Consider the following 23,520-nt stretch of genomic DNA (forward strand, 5'->3'; position numbering starts at 1 on the left):
TCTCTGTAGTTTGCGCATGAAATGATAATTGACAGACAGATGATTTATAAAGTCAAACGCGTTTTATTCTTTTCAAAAATGGCGGGACCAATGCCCTTTACGTTTTTAAATTCATCAATATTTTTAAAGCCACCATTCTTTTGACGGTATTCCACAATTGCCTGAGCCTTTTTCTCACCAATACCTTTTAGCTTTTGGAGCTCATCAATATTGGCTTGATTCAAGTGAATTTGCCCTGACGAATCAGTCATAACTGAACTTTTTGGACTGTTAGAATGAGAGGAATGCTGCATGCTCAACTTCTGATCATACCTCTGCTGTTTAGTCTTCCACTCCTTAAAATTTTGATCAAAAGATTGAGCCTGAATAAAGGTTGAAGAAATCAGGCTCCAAAATAAAACAATGAAAATATTGTGCTTATTCTTCCAAAGATTCATGCTGAGCTGCATGTGTTTTTTCCCCTAACTTTAACTGCCGCTTTGCCTGATTCCACAATTCATCCATTTCAGACAGGGTCATGTCCTCTAATGTTCTTTGCTGTTTTTGCGCTTGATCTTCAATAAAAGCAAAACGGCTTCTAAATTTATGTATTGTCGATAAAAGTGATGTTTCACTTGAAATCGCAAGTTTACGTCCAACATTGACTAATGAAAACAGGCAATCTCCAAATTCTTCTTGAATTTCATCAATATTTTGATTTTTTAGGGCCTGCTTAAACTCATCCAACTCTTCTTCTAGTTTTTCATAGGCATCTTCTACCGTTTCGAAATCAAACCCAACCTTAGCTACATTTGTTTGAATTTCTTGTGCCTGTAACAATGCTGGCCCATGCTTTATTTCATCTAATCTTGATTGCGGCTTGCCTTGTTTTTCTTGTTGTTTAATTTGTTTCCAAAGCTCACTTACTTGTTCTGGGCTTAAATTATTAAATTGATCTGCCTGAAAAACATGTGGATGGCGGCGTATTAACTTTTCACTTATTGCCTCAACAACATCTTGAAAGTTAAAAGCGCCTTGCTCACTAAACATTTGTGATTGAAACACAACTTGCAATAACAAATCGCCTAGTTCATTTCTAATTTCATTAATATCACCCTGACGAATGGCCGCCTCGACTTCATATGCTTCTTCAATCGCATATTTAGTCAGTGACATTGGAGTTTGCTGTTGATCCCACGGACATTTTTCACGTAACTCTTGCATGATTTTAAGCAATTTATCCATGGTAACCCTCAAGTTTAAAAAGTCGGTCAGTCAAACTAAGATTTTAATTTGTTATGATCAAAATCAAAGCGATTAAATCAGTCGCACTATTGTACTGACAAAGAGAAAAAAGATGAGATACAGTATTCTGATTAGTGGTGCCGCTCAAGGTATTGGGGCTGAAATTGCACGCGTATTCTACAAACAAGGATATAAAGTAGGTATTTATGATATTAATGAATCGCTTGCTCAGGAACTAGCAAATGACTTAGGGCCAAATGCCCGTGCCGGCTATCTAGATGTAAGTGACTACAGCCAGTGGCAACACATATTAAAAGAATTTACCGAATGGGCTGGTGAACTTAATATCTTGGTAAATAATGCCGGTATTTTATATTCTGGTGCATTTGAAGCAACTGATATTAAAGCTCACCAAAGAACAATAAATATTAATGTAAACGGCGTAATCAATGGCTGTCACGCTGCTCTACCCTACTTAAAGCAAGCGTCTTTTGCACGCGTTATCAACCTCTCTTCGGCTTCTGCAATTTATGGTCAAGCTGATTTAATCTCTTATTCAGCCAGTAAATTTGCTGTTCGCGGGATTACTGAAGGTTTAGATGTGGAATGGAAAAAATATGGTATTCGCGTTTTAGATGTGATGCCGCTATTTGTAAAAACTGCAATGGTTAACAATATGGATGCAGGCACTATTCAAAATATGGGGATAGATTTAACCCCAAATGATATTGCTCAGCAGGTGCTTACGCTTGTAAAGAAAAAGGCTCATTTCTGGATGCCTACCCATACTCCAGTGGGTATAAAAACCAAACTGCTTTATCAGCTCTCAACATTGAGCCCACAATTTCTAAATCGACTAACCAATATTTATTTATCTAGAAAGTAATTTGCAATAAAAAGGCTGTCATTTGACAGCCTTTTTACTCAATTTATTAAACGCCTTGAATCATGCGTCGCGCACTAATAATTCCAGGTTGCTGCTCTAAGCGTGCCAATAAGCGAGAAAGCTGTGCTAAACCTTTAACCTCAATGAGCAACTTCATATTAGCAATACCATCTGCCTCAGAAATTGTATTAACCTGCCGAATATTGATTTGGTCAGAGAAAATCACTTGAGTTAAATCTTTAAGCAGACCACGACGATCATAAGCTTCCACCACAATTTGAACGCTTTGACCACGTGTTGGCTGCATTTCCCAATCAGCTTCTACAGCACGCTCTGGCTCTTGCTTAATCATACGCTGATAGTCAGAACAAATGACTTTATGGATGCTGACACCACGGTTCAAAGTAATATATCCAGCGATTGATTCACCATGCACCGGCTGACAGCACTGAGCAATGTGCAGCTCTACATTATCCAAGCCATCAATTAAAATGCCATGTGCTGATAGCGTATGGCTAGCACGCGGATTTAACGTTGGTTTAAGTACTAGTTCAGGCTCATCCTGATCTAGATGCATTTGGCGGTTCACCTGATTAATCAGGGCATGTAAGCTAATATCGCCACTGACCAGATTCACCAAAATGTCGTCGCCAGTCTTCACATTAAAATGTGATGAATAATCATTTAGGTCGATACTTTTTGGGTGAATCGCAAGACGAGCCAACTCTTTATTAAGCAGTTCTCGGCCTACTTCAAGATTCTTACTACGGTCTTGCTGTCTAAACCAATGACGCAACTTATCACGTGCACGAGAGGTTTTGATATAACCCAAAGAGTTCACCAACCAGTCACGGTTTGGTTCACGATCTTTTTTAGTTAAAATTTCAACCTGCTCACCCGTTTTTAAAGTATAGGTCAGTGGCACATAACGCTGGTTGACCCGCGCGGCATAACACTTATTCCCTACTTCTGTATGCACATGATAGGCAAAATCTAAAACTGTTGAGCCACGCGGCAATTCTTTAATATCACCATCACGACTGAAAACATAAATCTTCTCAAAGCCTTCAAAGTCTTGTAACTGTTCAAAGCCTTCTGTTTCATCTTCGTTTTGATGTACCGTCGTTTCATTACGTTCTTGATAGTGTTCTAAAACAGCACGTAATGAATGCAAACGATGGTTAAAGGAATGGTCGGTATTCTTTGAACCTTCTTTATAGTTAAAGTGTGAACATACACCTAACTCTGCTTCATCATGCATTTCATGAGTACGAATTTGCACTTCAAGAGATTTGTTTTCAGCAATTACAGCCGTATGCAAAGAACGATAACCATTGGCTTTCGGGTTTGTAATATAGTCATCAAACTGATGCGGAATATGACGCCAGATTTGATGTACGATACCTAAAGAGTGGTAGCATTCTGGCACACTATTGACCAACACACGCAAAGCACGAATGTCATAAAGTTGGTCGAAGCTCAGGTTTTTGCTCTTCATTTTTCGATAAATCGAATAAATGTGTTTTGCACGCCCTGTAATTTCAGCTTCAATGCCGTAAGACGCTAACTCATTTTTCAAACGGTCAATGACGAACTGAATATAATGCTCACGCTCTAAACGCTTTTCATTGAGTAATGAAGCAATCTCTTTATAGCGATCTGGAGCCAAATAGCGAAATGCTAGATCTTCGAGCTCCCATTTAAGCTGAGCAATACCAAGTCGATGTGCCAACGGCGAATAAATAGTAAGAATTTCACGCGCTACACGTTCTTGGCGTTCACGAGAGGAATTTGCAAGCTCTCGCAAAGAATAAGTACGTTCAGCAAGTTTAATTAAAACAACACGAACATCTTCGGTCACCGAAATCAGCATTTTATAAATGCCGCTTAGATGTTCTCGTTGATTATTATTAAAGTGATCTTCTAACCGTTTATTTTTTTCAATAAGTTCTGAGAGTTTACCCATTGCCAAAGTACCTTTGACAAGGTTGTAAACTTGCTCCCCGAATTTCTGTTTTACTTCTTCTATATCGGTAATGCCTTCACGCACACTACGATAAAGCATTGCTGCTGATAAAGTATCTTCATCTACATGGAGATGTGCCAGAATGTCGGCCATTCCAACGCCTGTAGCAAAAGTATTGGAACGATGATTAACCGTTGAATCTAACTCTTTTTGCAGGGTTAAATGAGCGACTTTTTCAAGTTGTTCAAGCTCCGCCCCATCTAATATTTCACGCACCCGATCCAACCATGAGGCTAAACCGATTTGCGTTTCGGCGGCATGCTCTACAGTCGTTTCCTCTGACAACTCGGTTAGTTGTTCAGGTAACTGTTCACGTACTGTGACCATACCATTCTCCTCAATATGTAACTCATGTTTTTAATCGTTTATCTCTTGAATTTTTTCAAATAGTGCAATGGATTCAACATGTTCGGTATGCGTAAACATGTCCATCACTGCTGCTTTTTTTAACTGGTAACCATATTGGACCAAAACACCCGCATCCCTTGCCAGTGTAGCTGGATTACATGATACATAAACGATTCTTTTTGCTCCAAAATTTGATACATACTGCATAATTTCATATGCACCAGCACGAGGAGGATCAATCAATAATGCATCAAATCCTTGATTTGCCCAAGAATGATGCGAAAAATCTTTTGTTAAATCTTGTGAAAAGAAGGTTGCTTGCACCAAACTATTGCATCTCGCATTAGCTGTTGCTCGCTGCACCATTTCTTCACTCCCTTCAACACCGACAACCTGACCACTCTCACCAACACATCGTGCTAACGGGAGTGAGAAATTGCCCAAACCGCAAAATAGATCAAGTACCTTTTCACCTGGTTGCAACTGAAGCAATTCACATGCCAATTGAACCATCTGTTCATTTACTGTGGCATTGACCTGAGTAAAATCCAATGGCGAAAAAGCAAAATTTACATTAAACCTTTCTAAGGCATAATGTAAACGTAAAGCACCTTGTTCATCATCAATACGACGAATGCTTTCAGGACCTTTAGGTTGCAAATACAACTGCCACCCTTTGTGTAACGCAAATTGCTTTAATTGGTTGACATCAGAATTATTTAATTTTTCTACATGACGAACCAATAAAGAAATTTCATTATCACCTTTTGCTAATTCTACATGACCAATGTGCGCTTTGCCTTTTAGACTTTGGAGTAAAGTGCGTAACTCAGGCAGACTATTTGATAAGTTTTTATCCAAAACACTACAGCTATGGATCGAAGTTAAACGATTACTATGATGTTCGCGAAAACCCATGATTAAGCGATCTGGTTTTGGCAAATAGCGCACGCCTATTCGAGCACGACGACGATAATCACTTTGTAAAGATCGAATCGGTTCTAGCCACTGTTCAGGTTGAATACCTGCAAAATGCTGTAAATGTGACTGGAGTACATTTTGTTTTAAACGGATTTGTTCATCAGGATGAATATGCTGCATGCTACATCCACCACAGATACCATAATGAGGACAAATTGCCTCTATACGATGTGCTGAAGGTTCTCCTAACAACTGTAACATTTCAGCTTCTTCAAGACGCTTCGCTTGATGGGTAATCTGAGCCTTTACAGTTTCTCCTGGCAATGCATAACGAATAAAAACTTTTTTGCCATGCTTATCTGCAGGGTGCTCAGGATGAGAACCATAATGCGCAATTCCACGCCCCTCATGAGAAAGTGTTTCAACCTGAAAAATATATTCAGGCTGTTGAAGGTTGCGAGATTTGGCTTGTTGTTTCAAAGAATGAACCTAAAAATCTGAAGAATTAAAATAGTGAGAAGTAAATTCAGTATGTTTCGAAGTACGTTCCCATACTTCAAGGAAGTCGGCCTGCTGTGGCATAGTCTGTAAATATTCAATACTCGAACTGATCCAATGGTTATGCTCATCTGCATTTAATTGGCCTTTTAGTACTAACCAACGCAAATAAATAAACCATGTATTGAGCACATCCCCTTCACAATAGCTCGTCAATTTTAACCACTGTTGATTACGAACATATTCAGGCACATGATAACCCGACTCACCACGCTTACCCGGTAAACCTAAAATACAGGCAATATCATCAAGCTTTTGAAAATTACGACCATTAAACATTGCCATCACGTCCATTAAATCTATATGGCGATGGTGATAACGGTTTTGGTAATTATTAAAACGCTTCTGGCTATCAATCTCACCTTGATCAAACAGACCGGGTGCAGAGAGCCCATGATACATAGCGCGAAATAGGATAACTGGCAAATCAAATTGTGAACCATTCCAACTTACTAGAGTCGGATGGCGCTTATCAAAAATAGATAGAAATTTCTGTAAAATTTCGGCTTCAGAATATTGTTCTCGACTAAAAGAAAATAATCTAAAACCAGACTCATCGATCCATAGGCCAGAAATACAAACAATTTCATGTAAAGGCAAACGCTGAAAATCCATACCTGATTCTTGGCGACGGATTTTCGTCAATGCTTGCTCTACATCGGCCTCAGGTAAATCAAGATGATATAAATGCGCACCCGCTTTTAAATCAGTTAAAGTTTCAATATCAAAAACTAAGGTAGGGAAACGCATTATTTCTCTCAATTATGAGTTATCGTCCTGTACTGAAAACAGACCTGTAGACAAGTAGCGATCGCCACGGTCACAGATAATGCAAACAATAACAGCATCCGGATTTTCTTCTGCGATTTTGATTGATGCCCAAACTGCACCACCTGAAGATGTACCAGCACTAACACCTTCCATACGAGCTAATTTACGCATAGTTTTTTCAGCTTCAATTTGTGGAATATCGATAATACGATCAACACGGCTACTATCAAAAATAGTAGGCAAATATTCTTTTGGCCAACGGCGAATACCGGCAATACTTGATCCGTCTGCAGGCTGTAAACCAACAATTTGAATATCTGGGTTTTGTTCTTTTAAATATTTAGAAACACCCATAATGGTACCGGTTGTGCCCATTGAACTCACAAAATGGGTAATTTTACCGCCTGTTTGTTTCCAGATTTCAGGACCAGTCGTTAGATAATGAGCTTCAACATTATCAGGATTACCAAACTGATTTAAAACGTGCCCCTTACCCTCTTTTTCCATTTGTAAGGCTAAATCACGTGCACCTTCCATTCCTTGCTGTGGTGTCACTTCAATCAGCTCTGCGCCATAAGCCAACATTGCGTCTTTACGCTCTTGGCTCATATTGTTCGGCATAATAAGTTTCATTTTATAGCCGCGCATTGCCGCAACCATAGCCAAAGCAATACCTGTATTACCGCTGGTTGCTTCAATTAATGTATCACCCGGTTTAATTTGACCACGTTTTTCTGCCTGCATAATCATGTTATATGCAGGACGGTCTTTTACAGAACCTGCCGGATTATTACCTTCCAATTTTGCTAAAACTATCGCTTGCGTATGAGAAGCTAATCGCTGCAAACGAACTAGAGGCGTCTTACCTACATAGTGATCTAACAAAAATTCGTCGGCTAAAAAATCAGGTTGTGTATTACTCATGATCAACACCTATATCGAGGTGGGCCTATTGTATGAAAAAATGCTCGGTACTGCACCCATTTCAATATGCTTTTTCATGAAAGCGATTAAAGCTCGGTCATTTATAAAATGCCGTCTGTTTTAAAATAAAGCGTGATAAGATGCCCTACAGAGAGATAAATCTGATGTAGCCATGTCTAATTTCAATAAAACCTTATCGAAACGCTTACGTCTGAATCACGCATATGGGCAATTGATTGCTCTTATTTTTGTGCCCATTATGATTTTAACGTGTGTTGGTGCTTTTCTGGTTTTAACTGAAACCTCGCATTCAGTAAAACAACAACAGCTACATCATGCCTCAGCAATTTTAGCCCGCTATAATCAAATCGCACTAGATTTATACCACCTAGTTGAACTACAGCCCGATGAATATGACCATGCTCAGCACATCATGCAAAGCATGTTTAATGAAAAAAATCTAAAACGTGCTGCGTTAATTGATAGCAATGGTCAGACTTATTTAAGTATCGGTTATCGAGACAATCGTTATTGGCCAAACTTTACTGAAAAAAATAATTTTTTTGGTCCAATCTCTTATAACCACAACAATATTTATGGACAGCGGATTAGCGACACACCCGGAAAAGCACCTGTCTGGCTTGTGATTGAAATGGATAATCAGCCACTAGAATTGGCACGTTACCGTATTTTGATTGCCCTCGTCATTACTGGCTTAATGACCTTACTGTTACTTTTACTTTGCTTGAATTTTTATTCGCGTCGGTGGATTGCACCGATGTACGAAATTCGCATGCAGTTGCAACGTTTAAATGCAGACACGTTGGACCAGCATATGGTCATTAACAGTACGGGTGAATTGCGCTTATTACAGCGTGATATTGCAAACGTTGTTAAACGATTGCACTTTAGCTTTTTAGAGTTAAAAGAACACACCGAACAAACCGAAGAAGACTTACGCAGAACGCTGGATACCTTAGAAGTTCAAAACATTACCTATCGTCAAGCACGTGACCAAGCGATTTCTTCAAACCAAGCCAAATCAGTTTTCCTTGCTAATATTAGTCATGAACTTCGAACACCTCTAAACAGTATTGATGGCTTTATTCATTTATTACTTCGTCAGCAAAATCTAAATAACGAACAAAACCTTTACCTACAAACCATTCGCAAGTCATCTGCTCATTTATTAGCGTTAATTAATGATGTATTAGATTTCTCCAAAATTGATGCGGGTAAATTAGAGCTCGAAACAGCACCATTTGATTTAGAAGAAGCTGTCTTTGATGTCATGGATATGCTGTCTCCACTGGCTGCTCAAAAGCATATCGCAATGGCTTTTTATTATGCGGACAATATTCCACAACAAGTGATTGGTGATGCTTTACGCTTTAAACAAATTCTAACTAACTTGATTTCAAATGCGATTAAGTTCACTCCAGATGGCGAAATTATTGTTCGTGTTCGTATGGAACATGATGATATCGGACAATGCCTACTTCATTTTAGTGTTCAAGACAGTGGTATTGGTTTAAGCGGCACAGATCGTAAAAAATTATTTGAATCATTCTCGCAAGGTGATGCATCTGTTACACGCCAATTTGGCGGTACAGGTTTAGGTTTAGCTATTTCTAAACAGCTTGTCCATCTCATGCATGGCCAAATTGGCTTTGAGGACAACCAAGAACGCGCTCCAACAGAAAAAGGCTCGACCTTCTGGTTTACAGCACAATTTGTGGTAGATGAAGATTACGAGATCGAACACCCACACTTTGAGCATTTACAAGTGGTGTCTTATCTTGCCCACCCTGCTACAGCAAGTGTTTTACGTTATTACCTTGAAAACTATCATGTTCCTCATATCGAGACACAATCGATTCTGGACTTATTTAGTCGTTTAAAACATCTTGATCAGAAAGATAATACATGGCTCATTGTTGACCATAGTGGTGATACTGAAGCGTTATTAAAAGAAATTCGTAGTCGTTATCAAGGTAATTTGGCAGTTTATGGCTATCAAATGACGCTTGAGCCAAACATGCTCACTGAATATCGTGCTCGTCCTCTCTATCAACCACTCAGCCGAAGTGGTCTTATTCAACTGTTGAGCGATCAACCTGTATTTGAAGAAGAACAACAAGACTTTAATGGTCAGGGTTTACACATTCTGGCAGTGGATGACCATTTACCTAACCTAATTGTTTTAGAAGCCCTACTGGGTGAACTCAACGTTAGAACAACTAAAGCAATCAGTGGTCAAGAAGCTCTTAATCTGATTCAAGAGCGAATCGATCAGAAACTCAAACCATTTGATCTAGTATTCATGGATATTCAAATGCCTGTCATGTCAGGTATTGATACCACGCGTGCTATTCGTTCATTAGAGTCGACTTTAGATGGAGAAATGCAGCTTCCAATTATTGCATTAACAGCCCATGCCCTTGCCGATGAAAAACAAAAACTCCTCAAAGTCGGCATGAATGACTATGTCACCAAGCCAATTCAAATGGAACAAATTATCCAGATTTTAACGCAATGGACTAAAAACAACTTTACAGCAAAAGCTTCTGATAAAGACCATCATGTCGTTGTAGAAGCATTAGACCCAGAAATTCTAAACTGGCAACAAAGTTTGCAGCTTGCAGCAAATAAAGAAGATCTTGCTCAAGATTTACTTAAAATGTTAGTTGATAGTTTCCCAACTGAGCTAGACGAAATGCAGCAGCTCATCGAGCTTGAAGACTTCCCTCAACTTGAGCATGTTTTACATCGTCTTTATGGTGCTACCCGCTATGTAGGTACTCCAAAACTGCAACAAGTGACAGGTGATTTTGAGCAATTTATTTCAACACTACGCAAAGAACGCCGTATAGCAGATGAAAGCTTTATTGAAGAAGTTATGAGACGCTTTGATGAGTTAGGACTTGTTGTTAAAGAAGTTGAAAGTGCTGCTCATCAAATCTTGGTGATTCCTGACTAGCATATCTACCAAATGGTATGACTGAGCTGTCATGTTTCCAAATTACAGCCATGTTATGCTCCGCTTATCGATAAAAAAATAAGCGGGAATTTCATGGCACTTTTACGTATTGAAAAGAATAATGGCATTGCAACAGTTTATCTAAACCGTCCTGATAAACGTAACGCCATGAGTTTTGTCCTTCTCAAAGAACTCGTTTCAACAGCAAAAGCCATTAAAAAAGATAGAGATATCCGCTGTGTGATTTTGACAGGTGAAGCACAAGTTTTTAGTGCCGGAATTGATTTATCTGATCTGAATAATCCAAAAAATTCTGCCTTTGCCATTTGGGAGCTTGTTAAACCTGGACAAAGCTTATTCCAAAAAGCATTTCTTATTTGGCAAAATTTACCTGTACCTGTAATTGCGGCACTTGAAGGATATTGTTTTGGTGCCGGAATGCAACTTGCCTTAGCAGCTGATATTCGAATTTCTCATCCACACACAAAAATGTCGATTATGGAAAGCCGTTGGGGCTTAGTTCCAGATATGGGACTTACTCGTTCATTAAAAGGCTTAATTGGCGTTGATCTTGCAAAAGAACTCACCTTAACCGCTCGGGTTTTTGATGGAAATTATGCAAAAGAAATTGGTCTTGTAACTCATTTAAGCGACTCTCCGCTAGAAAAAGCAAATGAAATTGCCACTGAAATGTTACAACGCTCACCTGATGCTCTCACTGCTGCAAAACGTGTACTTGATGCAATGGAACACCAACCTGAAAAGTCATTGCGTCTAGAAAAAATCTGGCAACTTAAATTATTACTTGGTAAAAATAGCAAACTTGCTCGTAAAAAAGACAAACATCCAGAAGTTAATTTTTTACCACGCCAATATAAATAAAGAGCTTAGATTATGAATTTTGATCGCAACACCCCTATTGCTTTTTTAGGTATAGGGCTTATGGGGAGCCGCATGGCAACCCGCCTTATTCAAGCTGGCTTTCAAGTTGCGGTTTGGAATCGAACCCCTTCTGCATGTGAAGAACTGATTGATATCGGCGCACAGCCTCTAGATCTTATAAATATTGGCGAATATCCTGTTATTTTAATCTGTCTAGCAGACGACAAAGCCGTAGAGGCAGTATTTGAAAAAATTCAGCCCAACTTAAAAGCTAAACAAGTTATTGTGGATTTCTCAAGCTTATCTGTTGCTGCAACAAAAACACTTGCTCAAGCAGCTTCCGCGCATGACGTTACATGGATTGATTCACCCGTATCAGGTGGAACAGCTGGTGCCGAACAAGGCACACTTGTTATTTTTGCAGGTGGTGATGCTCAAACCATTACAGAATTAACGCCTGTTTATAATGTCTTATCTCAACGTGTAACACGAATGGGAGACACAGGAACTGGCCAAGCCACCAAAATCTGCAATCAACTCATTGTTGCAGCCAACAGTGCTCTTATTGCAGAAGCTGTTGCTCTTGCAGACCGAGCTGGTGTAGATACGACTTTGCTCGCTCCAGCCTTAGCAGGTGGATTTGCAGATTCAAAACCTTTTCAAATTCTCACCCCACGTATGGCAACTCATACCTTTGAACCTGTTCAATGGAAAGTTCAAACATTATCAAAGGATCTTAACAACGCAGTAACATTGGCTAACAATGTTAATTTAGATATCCCAGTTGCACAAAAAGCTCTATTACAGCTACAAACTCACCAAAAAAATGGCTTTGCCGAGAAAGATTTAGCTACTATGATTCAATTAATAGAGCAAAAATAAACGGAGTTTGAGTATGGGTCGTCTTGCAATCAATTTATCCATGATTTTTACCGAAGTTCCTTTAATTGAACGCTTTGCTCTGGCCCATGCTCAGGGCTTTGAATATGTCGAAATTCAATTCCCTTATGAATTGTCTATTGCAGATATTCAAACTCAACTCGAACGCTATAACCTCAGCCTTTGTTTAATTAATGTGCCTGCAGGTGATCTTATGCAAGGCGGAAACGGTTTAGCAGGCATTCCCGGCCAAGAAACAGCATTCCATGAGGCATTAGAATTGGCTATTAGCTATGCCACGGCTTTAAACGTTCCTCGTGTTAATATTTTGGCGGGTAAGCAACCACTAGATGCTGACTTACTTCCTTGTTTAAAAACACTAGCAGCCAATTTAAAACTTGCCTGCAACTTACTCAGTGAACATGATATAGAACCCGTTTTTGAAATGATTAATGGCACGGATATGCCTCGCTTTTTGGTGCAGAACATTGCGCAGGGCCAAGAAATGCTAGAAGCAGTCAATCATCCTGCCCTCAAAATGCAATATGACTGCTATCACATGGCCATGATGGGGGAAGATGTACTTGAGGGTTTGCAAGAGAATATTAACTTAATTGGACATATTCAATTTGCAGACTGTCCGGGCCGCCATGAGCCTGATACAGCTCAAATTCCTTATGAACAAATTTTTTCTTGGTTAAAGCAAAGTTCATATCAGAACTATATTGCAGCGGAATATAAACCTGAAAATGGTTCAAATCAGTCGTTTACATGGAAGAAAAAATACTTTTCTGATGATGTAAATATATAAACTGTTACGACTTCTGTTTGAAATTTAGTGCGAAAACCACTATATTAGATAGTGAGTAATTGTCAGGAAAATATACCCTATATGAATTTAGAACCATCGCCCAGCGTGTCTAATTCTCACGATTTCGCAATGAACACCTCAAATAAAGACGTACAAGCTTGTCTCAAAGTCGTCCACGATGCTTTAGTTGATGTAAAAGCAAAAGATATTCTCCAGTTAGATGTTAGCTCAATTAGCAATGTCGCTGATGCTATTGTAATTGCAAGTGGTACTTCTACTCGCCATGTCAAAGCACTTGCTGACAATGTTGCAGAAGAAGCTCGAAAAGCCGGTTTCCGCCCGATTGGCGTTGAAGGTGAACGAGATGCAGAATGGATCTTAATTGATCTCGGCTTTGTTGTAGTACACGTAATGCTACCAACAGCTCGTAAATTCTATGATTTAGAAAGCTTATGGCGTACGGCTCCAGAGTCGGTTGCTTAAAATTTTGCTTTTAAAAAAAGCGGCTCTTTTGAGCTGCTTTTTTTATTTATCCACATCTATTTTAAGCACTTTCAAATACCATACCCTATCCCAAAACACCAATCATCACATATATCTAAATTTGACATGACAAATTGTCAAATTTACAGCACTATACAAATTCTTGAAGTCCCCACCAATAAATAGCATAACCAGAGTACAGAAAGTGAAGATATTAATTACAGGTGCTAATACGGGCATAGGTTTCGCCACAGCAGAACAACTCGTTAAACAAGGACAACATGTGATTTTGGCATGTCGAAATCCTCAAAAAGCGCAAGAGGCACAAAACAAACTAAGCTCACTTAACCAAGGACAAGTCGATGTCGTTTCTATCGACTTAAATAGTCTTGAATTAACTAGAAAAGCCGCCGATGAAATTGCTGATCGCTATGGCAACCTTGATGTACTTATTAATAATGCAGGTTTATTTGCCAAAACCAAACAGTTGACCAGTGAAGGCTTTGAGCAACAATTTGGGGTTAATTATTTAGGTCATTTTTTATTAACTCAAAAACTACTCCCAGTTTTACAACAATCTCCTAAAGCGCGCATTATCCATCTTGCATCTATTGCCCACTGGGTGGGCTCAATTAAACCCAACAAGTTTCGTGCAGAAGGTTTTTACAATCCCCTGTTCTATTATGGGCAATCGAAGCTTGCAAATTTATTATTTAGTAATGCATTAGCAGAACAGCTAGCTGGAAGTTCAATTACCAATAATGCATTACACCCGGGTGGTGTTGCTTCTGATATTTATCGCGACTTACCCAAACCTGTCTATGCGGCGATGAAATTAGGCCTAGTACCAACTTCAGTTCCAGCCAAACTCATTACAGAAATGGCAACTGGAGATGCATGGCAGAAGCGTAATGGTGAATATGTGAGTGCACATATGCCAGACTGGAAATCCTCACATGCTAAAAATCAGCAACTGGCACGTGACTTATATCAACAATCTATGGATCTTGTAGAAAAATTTCTTTAAAAATCAGCCCAAATAAAAAACCACCCGAAGGTGGTTTTTTATTTCAAAGCAAATTAGTGGCCTGTACCGTTAATTGCTTTTGTCATATCTTCAACAACTTTCTTAGCATCACCAAAGATCATCATTGTTTTTTCGTTATAGAACAAATCGTTGTCTAGACCAGCATAACCAGTTGCCATAGAACGCTTAATCACCATGATTGTACGCGCTTTATGAGCTTCAAGAATCGGCATACCATAAATCGGTGAGCTTGGGTCATCTTTTGCAGCTGGGTTTACAACGTCGTTTGCACCAATTACAAGTACTACATCTGTTGCAGGGAAGTCTGAGTTGATCTCATCCATTTCCAAAATGTCTTCATATGCTACGTCTGCTTCAGCAAGTAGTACGTTCATATGACCAGGCATACGACCTGCAACCGGATGAATTGCAAAACGAACGCGAACACCTTGCTCTTTCAAAAGTTCACACAACTCTTTTACAGCATTTTGTGCACGACCTTGCGCCATACCATAACCAGGTACAATCACAACGCTGTCCGCATTTGACATTAAGAAGCCAGCATCATCAGCAGAACCTGAACGGTAGTTACGTTGAACTTGTTCACCTTTATCTGCAGATGCAACTGCTGCACCACCCATTGCTCCACCAAACAATACATTGATGATCGAACGGTTCATTGCTTTACACATGATGTACGACAGAATCGCACCAGATGAACCTACAAGCGAACCTGCAACGATCAACATGTTGTTTTCAAGAGTAAAACCAATACCTGCCGCTGCCCAACCAGAGAATGAGTTAAGAAGCGATACCACTACAGGCATATCACCACCACCCACCGGTGCAATCCAAACCCAACCAAATGCAAGTGCAAGTGCTGTCATTGCCCAGAAAGCAGTCATGTTGCCAGTTGTAAAGAAGTAGAAACCACAAGCCAACATCGCAACAAAGATAAGTGCTTGAACAGGTTTAACCCATGCACCAGAAATTGTTTTAGCCCATTTTTTCGCAGCCAATTTACCGTAGGCAAACACAGATGCGGTAAAGGTAATCGCACCAACGAAACAACCAACAAACAATTCAAATAAATGAACCTTACTCATGTGTGCATGCTGCACGCCAGCTGCTGTTAAAGCCGCCTCATTTTGAGCGAATAGTTCAGTAAGTTGGTTGTTATGTAAAATTGCAGCAATCGCAATGAGAACAGCAGCCAAACCCACTAATGAGTGCATAAGCGCAACAGTTTCTGGCATTTGCGTCATTGGCACTGTACGTGCACGCGCAATACCCACGATTGCACCTAACACCATTGCCCCAACGATCATCCAGATGACTGGGTTATTCGCAACAAAGAAGGTTGTTACAACCGCAATCGCCATTGCGATCATACCGTAACGGTTACCTTGAATTGCTGTTTTAGGGCCAGATAAGCCACGAAGCGTCAAGATAAAGAGGATTGCGCCAACAAGGTACAACCAGTTTGCATTTGCTTGAATAAATTCCATGTCAAAGCCCTCTTATTTCTTTTGCTTAGGCTTGAACATTTCCAGCATGCGTGCAGTTACTGCAAAGCCACCGAAAATATTAATGCTTGCCAAAAATACTGCAATCGCACCGAGTACGCTCACCACATTCACACTTTGAAATGCAACGTTAGCATCTACACCTAAAACTGGCAGACCTACAGTTTGCAACATCGCACCTACCACAATAATAGATGACAAAGCATTAGTTACCGCCATAAGTGGTGTATGCAAAGCTGGCGTAACACCCCAAACCACGTAATAACCTACGAAGATGGCAAGGACGAAAATTGTAATAGTTTCAACCATGAGAAATCTCCTTAACCACGCTTAAGCAGTACTTGACCGCCATGAGTGACCAATAGGGCTTTTTGGATTTCGTCTTCCTGATTAATCACAAAGTTTTTCTCTTTGTCGAATAAGGTCTCTACGAAATTAAAAACGTTACGCGCATACAATGCAGAAGCTTCTGTTGCTACAGTTGCCGGAATATTTGGAATACCCAAAATTTTCACGCCATTTTCTGTAAACACAGTCTCACCAACTTTAGAGCCTTCAACGTTACCACCAGTTTCAACAGCCATATCTAAAATGACAGAGCCCGGTTTCATCTTGGCAACAGTTTCAGCTTTAATCAGACGCGGCGCATCACGACCTGGTAACAATGCAGTAGTAATCACGATATCAGCATTAGAAACAGCTTTATCTACAATCGCAGCTTGGTCTTTGATGTATTGCTCACCCGGCATCCATCCATAACCATTTTTAGCGGCATCTGCTGCACGTTGTTGCTCTTCTTCAGACATTGGGACGTCTAACCACTTACCACCTAAAGACTCAACTTGATCTTTAGCTGTAGGACGTAAGTCTGTCGCTTCAACAATTGCACCTAAACGTTTTGCAGTTGCAATCGCCTGTAGACCAGCAACCCCAACCCCCATGATCACAACACGCGCAGGCTTTACAGTACCCGCAGCAGTCATAAGCATTGGGAACATGCGTTGATATTCAGCAGCAGCAAGTAAAACTGACTTATAACCAGCTAAGTTTGCTTGAGAAGACAACACATCCATGTTTTGTGCACGAGAAAGCGTACGAGGAAGCAGTTCTAAAGCAAAAGCAGACACTTGTTGATTCGCAAACTGATCTAGCTCGGTATTACGATAAGGATCAAACATTGCTACAACAGCAGTATTTGCTGCAAGTTTCTGAATTTCCCCGCCCTGTGGTGCGCGAACTTTCAAAATAATTTGACTACCCGTATAGGCATCATCCGTAATGGTTGCACCGACCTGTTCATAAGCACTGTCAATGTACGCAGCCTTTACACCAGCACCACGTTCAATCACAACGCTATGACCAGCGCTAATCAACTTCTTTACTGTCTCTGGCGTAGCAGCTACACGATTTTCACCGACGACAGTTTCGGTTGGGATTCCGATCTGCATGAGCGTTCCTCAAGCTAATTTCTCATTGTCAAAAACATTGCAAGCTGCAATGTTTCCCCCATGTGTATTCTTTGTACAGAATTTGGATTCTAATTGAACTTTTTTAAAATACCACCCACTATTTATTTAATAAATACCCATATTTTGAACTGATGATTCACGATATTAGTTTAGAGGTGTAACATAGGAAGATTTTTCTTTTTTTGCAGACAATAGTCTCTCTTATACAGTCCTGTATATGAAAATTTCTTTATCTTCGTTTCAAATCGGGTCTTTTTTTGCTCTTTGCTCTGCGTTTCTATTCAGTACAAAAGCAATCTTTATTAAACAGACTTATGCCCTTTCTCCATTAGTAGACGGTACGGTCCTGATGGCTTTACGCATGTTAAGCGCTTTACCGTTCTTTCTATTAATTTGCTGGTTTAACAGGCATCATAATCAGGGCATAAAAAAGAAGGATTGGCTAATTTTAATTTTTGCCGGTCTATTAGGCTACTACTTTGCAAGTTGGCTCGATTTCATGGGCCTTATGTTTATTAGTGCCTCTTTAGAACGAATTATTCTATTTTTATATCCCACGCTTACAGTCATCGTATCAAGCTTACTCTACAAACAAAAATTAGATGTAAAAAGTTTCTTTGCCATTTTTCTTAGTTATGGTGGAACCGTGCTGGTTATGCTTCAGGAGCACAACAACGCACCAATTCAGGGCAACTTCTGGTTAGGGACAAGTTTCGTATTTGCAAGTGCCGTGGCTTTCGCTGGCTATTTGTTGCTGACGCCACCTCTCATTAAGAAATTTGGCTCTTGGAATTTCACAGGGTTAGCCTTAACCGTGGCCTGTATCGGCACATTAACTCATTACGCATTAAGCACACCTCATCCAATTCAACTCCTATTACAACTCCCTTCTAGTGTAATTTGGTATGGCATTGGCTTAGGCTTTTTAGTTACCGTGTTACCTACCGTTATGCTCATGCAAAGTATTGAACGATTAGGTGCCTCTCAATCTGCAATGATTGCTTCAATTGGACCAGTTTTAACGATTTTGCTTGCCGTTGCTTTTTTAAATGAACATCTCAATATGTGGCAATGGGTCGGCTGCCTTCTTAATATTGTCGGCGTCATGATGATTACACTTAGAAAGAAAAGACTAAAACATTAAATTCTCTTGACCTCAACTTAAGTTGAGGTTGGATACTCATCTAAATTTTAATAAACGGTTGAGTTCCAATGAGTCAAGAAATTTTTAAAATCATAAATCCATCAACTTTATATGACCCAACGCCAAACGCTTATAGTCATGTTGCTGTAGTGGAAAGCTTTAAGAATATTATTCATGTAGCAGGTCAAGGAGGCGAAAATTCCCAAGGTGAATTAAGCCCAAGTTTTGAAGAACAAGCGAATCAAGTTTTTGATAATATTCAACATGCTTTAAAAGCGGCCAATGCAGAGCTTAGCAATATTGCTGTATTGAGAGTTTTAGTTGTTGACCACTCGGTCGAAAAACATCAAATTCTGATTAAAATTATGCAAAATTTATGGAAAAATCATCCTTTTCCTGCCTGTACACTTATTCCTGTGCCGCGCCTTGCACTAGAACACATGCTTATTGAAGTTGAAGCAACGGCATACACCCAATAAAACTGAGAGAACGTCATGTCTACCCCTGAAGATATCAGTCAAAATAAACCTTTGCTTTGGTTGATGGCAGCAGCATGCGGTTTATGTGCAGGTGTGAATTATTATTGTCAGCCTCTAATTCACTCTATTCAGCAAGAGTTTGCTGTAACTCAAGCACAAGCCGCTTTAACAGTGACATTTGCTCAGGTGTCTTATGCCCTCGGTTTACTCTTTATTGTCCCATTGGGTGATATTGTCAATAAAGCCAAAGCTATTCCGTTTTTGATGGTACTTTGCGCAGTTGGTCTATTTACATCTGCTTTTGCCGTAAACTTACCCATGTTGTGGATTGGTACAATTTTAGCGGGATTGTTTTCTGTTGCTGCCCAAGTCCTCATCCCACTTGCCACAATGACCGTAAAACCCGAAAAAACTGGCGAGATCATTGGTTTTTTAATGAGTGGCTTATTGGTCGGGATTTTACTCTCTACCAGTCTAGCTGGCTTATTTTCCAACCTTTTTCACTGGAAAGTAGTGTATGTCGTCAGCGGCGTATTAATGCTTCTGTTGGCATTTACTTTAAAAAGCCGCTTGCCTTATGTCTTGCGTATGAAAATGAACTATGGACAAATATTTGTTTCCATGGCTCAACTCTTAAAAGAGGAAAAGCGACTATTATTAAGAGCGCTTACAGGTGCTTTCGCCTTTGCCGCAGTAAGTATTTTGTATTCCACCATCGCCTTACTTTTGACTTCGGCACACCATTTGCCCGATCTATTTATCGGACTAGTCCCACTAGTCGGTATCTTTGGGGCATTATCAACACGCTATATTGGTAAATATGCCGACCAAGGCTACACAAGGTTACTTACGTGGATGGGTTGTGGACTGTTTTTGGTGAGCTGGCTTTGTTTCTATTTCGGACAAACCCTCCTTCCTAGTTATGTTATTGGCTTTGCTTTAATTCAATTAGCACTCGCGCTCGTTCATACCAGCAACCAGAGCATTATTTTCCGTTTACGTCCAGATGCTAAATCTCGTATTAATGCCATCTATATGACAACTTATTTTATTGGAGGAGCTGGTGGCTCTGCCTTAGGGATTTTTGCTTGGAATCATGGCGGGTGGACTATGACATGTGTTGCAGGTGTAGCTCTTGTTCTGCTTTGTATTTTATTTAGTGTCATTGATGCTTTCTTACAAAAAAAGCAGCTCGCTCACTCATAAAGTAAATTGTTATAAATCATCTCCCTATATTCAACATAAGGGTGGTTATAAATTACTCGGTTAAATGCCACTGTCGATTCAAGGCTAAACCCCGTATAATGCTGCCCTTTCATTAATTTAGCGACTTTTGGGTCTATTGGCTATGCAATCACTTCAATCGTTACAACCTCGTATTTCTGTCGCACCTATGATGGACTGGACTACAAAGGACTACCGATTCTTTGCACGCTTGTTTAACCCAAACGTTGTGCTATACACCGAAATGGTGACTACAGGCGCGATTTTATTTGGCGATGCAAAACGTCATTTAGACTATAACCCTCAAGAACACCCAATCGTATTACAACTTGGTGGTTCAAACCCACAAGAGCTTGCCACTTGCACAAAAATGGCTGAAGACTGGGGCTACGACGAAGTCAACCTGAATGTAGGCTGCCCAAGTGACCGCGTACAGAACAATAAAATCGGCGCATGTTTAATGGCAGAGCCAGACTTGGTTGCTGAGTGCATTCACAGCATGCAAAAAGCAGTAAAGATTCCTGTAACAGTCAAACACCGTATTGGTATCGATGACATGCAGTCTTACGAAGAAATGCTACATTTCGTAGATACTGTCGCTGCAACAGGTTGTACTTATTTTGTTGTGCATGCCCGTATTGCTATTTTGAAAGGTTTGTCTCCAAAAGAAAATCGAGAAGTTCCTCCTTTACGCTACGAAGATGTATACCGCTTAAAGCAAGAACGTCCGCACCTAACCATTGAAATTAACGGCGGAATTAAAACTTTTGCCGAAACTCAAGCTCATTTACAACATGTTGATGGTGTCATGATTGGCCGTGAAGCCTACCATAACCCTTACCTACTTGCTGAGCTCGGCCAACTTTGGAATTTAGAAGCACCAGATCGATTCGATATTATGGAACAAATGCTGCCTTATATTGAGCAACGCATGGCTGAAGGTGCCCCCCTTTCAATCATTACACGTCATATTTTAGGTTTATTCCAAAACTTACCGGGTGCTCGTAAATGGCGTCAGGCGCTAAGTGGCGGAAACGCAAAAACTTTAGCTGATGTTGAAAATGCAATTCAGAACATGCGAGCAGCTATGATTCGCACTGAAGAGTATGTAAAAGAGCAGCAGGTTTAAGTTGACAACGACTTCTTAAATTGTAAGAAAATGTGGCATTTTAAATCAGAGACTTAGATTTTGAGTATATTCGCAAATGTTGGAACAAAATATTCAAATTTAAGCTCTGATTAGTTATTTATTTACAATGATATCAATAATTTAAATTTCACTATTTTTGACCACCTCTTTTACTAAGTAGATTTTCGCTCCAAGGCAGACACCTCTGGAAAAAAGATACGTTATTACATAACATACACAAAACTTTTAAGATACGCCTATTAGTATCTCTGAACGCCACAGGTAGGTGGTGATTTTTTTAATATGGATATGGGTAGCACGGTAGAGATTTCACGATGATTATTTATGACGGACAAGTAGCTGATAATTACATGTATCAGGATTCAAATCAGGCAGCCATTGTTGTATCGCACAGCGCACCAAGCCTCCCTTATCCTTTCACCATGAAACCCAATAATCATCAAACTCAAACTTCAACCAACCCACCGATCGATGTAGAAAAGTTTGTAGAAAAATTAGAAAGCGTTACTTCTAGACGCAGTAAAGCTAGATGCGCACGTAGTATCCGTCTTGCACTCGAATCTGCTGGTGCTAATGTTGAAAACCATCCAATCGCAGCTTCAGATTGGGGCGATACTCTCAAAAAGATTGGCTATAAACAAATTGATCCAGCCTTCGACGAACCTCAAGAAGGTGACATTTACATCATTCACAGAACCCGCAACCACGTTTATGGACACATCGCCGGATATACTGGAAGTGAGTGGGTTTCTGACTTCAAACAAAGTAGTTATGATGTCTATAAAGACGATAATGTTACTTATACTTATTATAGATTAGCTGCCTAATCAATTTCCTAAAATTGAAAAATTTGATGAATGCGTTCGGCACAATGTTGAATTATTTCATCATGATCTTTTCTATAAACCAAAACTACTTCCGAAAGTGATAGCTGATCGGTTAAAGGCAATAGTTTTACCTGAGCAGGCAAGATCTGCTGAAATTCTTTAGGCACAATACTTACACCAACATTTGCAGCTACAAGTTGTAACTGTGAAATCTTACGCGACTGAATTGGAGCTTTTTGTGGGGTAAATCCTGCGGCTAAACATAGATTTGAGACCAAATAGCTTAATCCACCTCTTTTAGAATGGGGTGTAGAAACAAAGTATTCTTCTTTTAAATCTTTGACTTCGACCTTCTCTTTATTTGCAAATTTAGCATGATCAATCTGCACGGCCACCATTAAAGGTTCTTCATATAATTTAATAACATTGACGTCATCTAGTGTATGCCGAACTGGCGGTCTAATTAAACCAATATCAATCTCCCCATTCAGTAAAGCCAAAATTTGATGCTCAGATGACAACGTGTTTATCTCAAAGTTAATTTTTTGCGTTAAGCTAATTTCTTTTAATATCTGAACCTTTTTATCATCCATAATAATACTGCTCGAATGAGCAATTTTAATCTGACGATTTTTTCCTTCTGCAATATTCTTAGAAACTCCAATGATCTCATTTAAATAATGCATATTATCTTTAATTTTTTTATAGAAGACCTCTCCTGCCGCCGTGAGTTTTACTTTCTTATCAGTACGATCAAATAACTGAAAATCAATTTCTTCCTCTAATAGCTTCATTTGCCGACTTAAAGCAGACTGAGCAATGAATAATTTCTCTGAAGCAGCGGTAAAGCTCCCTTCTTCAACAATTTTTATAAAATATTGGAATTGTTTTAATGTGAGCATAACCATCTCAAAATTAGATTATTAGGTCTATTTTATATATTAGATTAGATAGATAGCCTTCGCTAGAATTTTATCAAGA

General features: G+C 39.6%; 22 protein-coding genes. 12 read left to right on the top strand and 10 right to left on the bottom strand.

Annotation, left to right across the window (positions count from 1 at the left end):
* Window positions 1-44 precede the first annotated feature (44 nt).
* Both ACTJJG_RS04600 and mazG read right to left on the bottom strand, forming a co-directional pair.
* The gene (locus tag ACTJJG_RS04600; RefSeq protein WP_032057521.1) at window positions 45-449 is read right to left on the bottom strand and encodes a ComEA family DNA-binding protein; all 405 of its coding nucleotides are present in this window, start codon (window positions 447-449) and stop codon (window positions 45-47) included.
* Window positions 418-1,224: a nucleoside triphosphate pyrophosphohydrolase gene (gene mazG / locus ACTJJG_RS04605; RefSeq protein ID WP_032057523.1), complete on the bottom strand. Its 807-nt coding sequence runs from the start codon at window positions 1,222-1,224 to the stop codon at window positions 418-420. Before mazG ends, ACTJJG_RS04600 begins: the two co-directional genes overlap by 32 nt.
* Window positions 1,225-1,336: 112 nt before the next feature.
* Here mazG and ACTJJG_RS04610 point away from each other — a divergent pair, with 112 nt between their 5' ends.
* Complete coding sequence (locus tag ACTJJG_RS04610) at window positions 1,337-2,110, top strand: SDR family oxidoreductase (protein ID WP_014208394.1); 774 nt, start codon at window positions 1,337-1,339, stop codon at window positions 2,108-2,110.
* Between the two features lie 46 nt (window positions 2,111-2,156).
* Here the strand turns inward: ACTJJG_RS04610 and ACTJJG_RS04615 are convergent, their stop codons facing one another.
* From ACTJJG_RS04615 to cysM, 4 genes are read right to left on the bottom strand one after another with little or no spacing between them, the layout of a single operon-like run.
* Window positions 2,157-4,463, bottom strand: coding sequence for a RelA/SpoT family protein (locus ACTJJG_RS04615; RefSeq protein ID WP_002117181.1), 2,307 nt, complete (start codon window positions 4,461-4,463; stop codon window positions 2,157-2,159).
* Window positions 4,464-4,493: 30 nt separating this feature from the next.
* The gene (gene rlmD, locus ACTJJG_RS04620; RefSeq protein ID WP_032057525.1) at window positions 4,494-5,885 is read right to left on the bottom strand and encodes a 23S rRNA (uracil(1939)-C(5))-methyltransferase RlmD; all 1,392 of its coding nucleotides are present in this window, start codon (window positions 5,883-5,885) and stop codon (window positions 4,494-4,496) included.
* 9 nt (window positions 5,886-5,894) lie between these two features.
* A complete protein-coding gene (locus ACTJJG_RS04625; RefSeq protein ID WP_005066255.1) occupies window positions 5,895-6,713 on the bottom strand; it encodes a 3'-5' exonuclease in 819 nt (272 codons plus the stop codon).
* Window positions 6,714-6,725: 12 nt separating this feature from the next.
* On the bottom strand, window positions 6,726-7,658 hold the full coding sequence (gene cysM / locus ACTJJG_RS04630) for a cysteine synthase CysM (RefSeq protein ID WP_002117176.1): 933 nt from the start codon (window positions 7,656-7,658) through the stop codon (window positions 6,726-6,728).
* 172 nt (window positions 7,659-7,830) lie between these two features.
* On the opposite strand from cysM, the gene ACTJJG_RS04635 reads away from it, so the two are divergent.
* The 6 genes from ACTJJG_RS04635 (at window position 7,831) to ACTJJG_RS04660 (ending at window position 14,720) form a co-directional block, all read left to right on the top strand.
* Complete coding sequence (locus tag ACTJJG_RS04635) at window positions 7,831-10,638, top strand: GacS-like sensor histidine kinase (RefSeq protein WP_069120352.1); 2,808 nt, start codon at window positions 7,831-7,833, stop codon at window positions 10,636-10,638.
* A gap of 93 nt (window positions 10,639-10,731) precedes the next feature.
* Entirely contained in the window at window positions 10,732-11,520 is a 789-nt protein-coding gene (locus ACTJJG_RS04640) for a crotonase/enoyl-CoA hydratase family protein (protein WP_069120354.1), read from the top strand.
* Between the two features lie 12 nt (window positions 11,521-11,532).
* A complete protein-coding gene (locus ACTJJG_RS04645; RefSeq protein ID WP_017482395.1) occupies window positions 11,533-12,402 on the top strand; it encodes an NAD(P)-dependent oxidoreductase in 870 nt (289 codons plus the stop codon).
* A gap of 13 nt (window positions 12,403-12,415) precedes the next feature.
* Entirely contained in the window at window positions 12,416-13,210 is a 795-nt protein-coding gene (locus tag ACTJJG_RS04650; protein WP_017387608.1) for a hydroxypyruvate isomerase family protein, read from the top strand.
* Window positions 13,211-13,291: 81 nt separating this feature from the next.
* Window positions 13,292-13,693, top strand: a complete 402-nt coding sequence (gene rsfS, locus ACTJJG_RS04655; RefSeq protein WP_001047580.1) for a ribosome silencing factor — start codon at window positions 13,292-13,294, stop codon at window positions 13,691-13,693.
* Window positions 13,694-13,898: 205 nt separating this feature from the next.
* Complete coding sequence (locus ACTJJG_RS04660) at window positions 13,899-14,720, top strand: SDR family NAD(P)-dependent oxidoreductase (RefSeq protein WP_032057529.1); 822 nt, start codon at window positions 13,899-13,901, stop codon at window positions 14,718-14,720.
* Window positions 14,721-14,773: 53 nt separating this feature from the next.
* Here the strand turns inward: ACTJJG_RS04660 and ACTJJG_RS04665 are convergent, their stop codons facing one another.
* The 3 genes from ACTJJG_RS04665 to ACTJJG_RS04675 are packed head-to-tail and all read right to left on the bottom strand — an operon-like array spanning window position 14,774 to window position 17,694.
* Window positions 14,774-16,228 (bottom strand): NAD(P)(+) transhydrogenase (Re/Si-specific) subunit beta, encoded by a 1,455-nt coding sequence (locus tag ACTJJG_RS04665; protein ID WP_017387605.1) that lies wholly within the window; start codon window positions 16,226-16,228, stop codon window positions 14,774-14,776.
* A gap of 12 nt (window positions 16,229-16,240) precedes the next feature.
* Window positions 16,241-16,555 carry a proton-translocating transhydrogenase family protein gene (locus tag ACTJJG_RS04670; RefSeq protein WP_000230434.1) on the bottom strand — a complete coding sequence of 105 codons (315 nt, stop codon included), beginning with the start codon at window positions 16,553-16,555 and terminating at the stop codon, window positions 16,241-16,243.
* Window positions 16,556-16,566: 11 nt separating this feature from the next.
* Window positions 16,567-17,694, bottom strand: a complete 1,128-nt coding sequence (locus tag ACTJJG_RS04675; protein ID WP_032057532.1) for a Re/Si-specific NAD(P)(+) transhydrogenase subunit alpha — start codon at window positions 17,692-17,694, stop codon at window positions 16,567-16,569.
* 238 nt (window positions 17,695-17,932) lie between these two features.
* Here ACTJJG_RS04675 and ACTJJG_RS04680 point away from each other — a divergent pair, with 238 nt between their 5' ends.
* The 5 genes from ACTJJG_RS04680 (at window position 17,933) to ACTJJG_RS04700 (ending at window position 22,539) form a co-directional block, all read left to right on the top strand.
* Window positions 17,933-18,859 (top strand): DMT family transporter, encoded by a 927-nt coding sequence (locus ACTJJG_RS04680; RefSeq protein WP_017387604.1) that lies wholly within the window; start codon window positions 17,933-17,935, stop codon window positions 18,857-18,859.
* A 68-nt stretch (window positions 18,860-18,927) separates the two neighbouring features.
* Complete coding sequence (locus tag ACTJJG_RS04685; protein WP_017482398.1) at window positions 18,928-19,338, top strand: RidA family protein; 411 nt, start codon at window positions 18,928-18,930, stop codon at window positions 19,336-19,338.
* Window positions 19,339-19,353: 15 nt separating this feature from the next.
* Window positions 19,354-20,544 carry an MFS transporter gene (locus tag ACTJJG_RS04690; RefSeq protein ID WP_372552487.1) on the top strand — a complete coding sequence of 397 codons (1,191 nt, stop codon included), beginning with the start codon at window positions 19,354-19,356 and terminating at the stop codon, window positions 20,542-20,544.
* Between the two features lie 142 nt (window positions 20,545-20,686).
* Window positions 20,687-21,691, top strand: a complete 1,005-nt coding sequence (gene dusA, locus ACTJJG_RS04695; protein WP_069120360.1) for a tRNA dihydrouridine(20/20a) synthase DusA — start codon at window positions 20,687-20,689, stop codon at window positions 21,689-21,691.
* Window positions 21,692-22,026: 335 nt separating this feature from the next.
* Window positions 22,027-22,539 carry a hypothetical protein gene (locus tag ACTJJG_RS04700; RefSeq protein WP_017482054.1) on the top strand — a complete coding sequence of 171 codons (513 nt, stop codon included), beginning with the start codon at window positions 22,027-22,029 and terminating at the stop codon, window positions 22,537-22,539.
* An 8-nt stretch (window positions 22,540-22,547) separates the two neighbouring features.
* Here ACTJJG_RS04700 and ACTJJG_RS04705 read toward each other — a convergent pair whose 3' ends face one another.
* Complete coding sequence (locus tag ACTJJG_RS04705) at window positions 22,548-23,447, bottom strand: LysR family transcriptional regulator (protein WP_080612974.1); 900 nt, start codon at window positions 23,445-23,447, stop codon at window positions 22,548-22,550.
* Between the last annotated feature and the right edge of the window lie 73 nt (window positions 23,448-23,520).

Source organism: Acinetobacter sp. 22512, assembly GCF_052044755.1.
GTDB classification, from domain to species: Bacteria; Pseudomonadota; Gammaproteobacteria; order Pseudomonadales; family Moraxellaceae; genus Acinetobacter; species Acinetobacter pittii.

Coding starts and splice junctions, on each gene's coding strand:
- ACTJJG_RS04705 (WP_080612974.1), bottom strand. CDS start 23,447: ATGGTTATGCTCACATTAAAACAATTCCAATATTTTATAAAAATTGTT.
- cysM (WP_002117176.1), bottom strand. CDS start 7,658: ATGAGTAATACACAACCTGATTTTTTAGCCGACGAATTTTTGTTAGAT.
- ACTJJG_RS04700 (WP_017482054.1), top strand. CDS start 22,027: ATGATTATTTATGACGGACAAGTAGCTGATAATTACATGTATCAGGAT.
- ACTJJG_RS04685 (WP_017482398.1), top strand. CDS start 18,928: ATGAGTCAAGAAATTTTTAAAATCATAAATCCATCAACTTTATATGAC.
- ACTJJG_RS04650 (WP_017387608.1), top strand. CDS start 12,416: ATGGGTCGTCTTGCAATCAATTTATCCATGATTTTTACCGAAGTTCCT.
- ACTJJG_RS04690 (WP_372552487.1), top strand. CDS start 19,354: ATGTCTACCCCTGAAGATATCAGTCAAAATAAACCTTTGCTTTGGTTG.
- ACTJJG_RS04645 (WP_017482395.1), top strand. CDS start 11,533: ATGAATTTTGATCGCAACACCCCTATTGCTTTTTTAGGTATAGGGCTT.
- rsfS (WP_001047580.1), top strand. CDS start 13,292: ATGAATTTAGAACCATCGCCCAGCGTGTCTAATTCTCACGATTTCGCA.
- ACTJJG_RS04665 (WP_017387605.1), bottom strand. CDS start 16,228: ATGGAATTTATTCAAGCAAATGCAAACTGGTTGTACCTTGTTGGCGCA.
- ACTJJG_RS04615 (WP_002117181.1), bottom strand. CDS start 4,463: ATGGTCACAGTACGTGAACAGTTACCTGAACAACTAACCGAGTTGTCA.
- ACTJJG_RS04675 (WP_032057532.1), bottom strand. CDS start 17,694: ATGCAGATCGGAATCCCAACCGAAACTGTCGTCGGTGAAAATCGTGTA.
- dusA (WP_069120360.1), top strand. CDS start 20,687: ATGCAATCACTTCAATCGTTACAACCTCGTATTTCTGTCGCACCTATG.
- ACTJJG_RS04640 (WP_069120354.1), top strand. CDS start 10,732: ATGGCACTTTTACGTATTGAAAAGAATAATGGCATTGCAACAGTTTAT.
- ACTJJG_RS04625 (WP_005066255.1), bottom strand. CDS start 6,713: ATGCGTTTCCCTACCTTAGTTTTTGATATTGAAACTTTAACTGATTTA.
- ACTJJG_RS04635 (WP_069120352.1), top strand. CDS start 7,831: ATGTCTAATTTCAATAAAACCTTATCGAAACGCTTACGTCTGAATCAC.
- ACTJJG_RS04600 (WP_032057521.1), bottom strand. CDS start 449: ATGCAGCTCAGCATGAATCTTTGGAAGAATAAGCACAATATTTTCATT.
- ACTJJG_RS04610 (WP_014208394.1), top strand. CDS start 1,337: ATGAGATACAGTATTCTGATTAGTGGTGCCGCTCAAGGTATTGGGGCT.
- mazG (WP_032057523.1), bottom strand. CDS start 1,224: ATGGATAAATTGCTTAAAATCATGCAAGAGTTACGTGAAAAATGTCCG.
- ACTJJG_RS04670 (WP_000230434.1), bottom strand. CDS start 16,555: ATGGTTGAAACTATTACAATTTTCGTCCTTGCCATCTTCGTAGGTTAT.
- ACTJJG_RS04680 (WP_017387604.1), top strand. CDS start 17,933: ATGAAAATTTCTTTATCTTCGTTTCAAATCGGGTCTTTTTTTGCTCTT.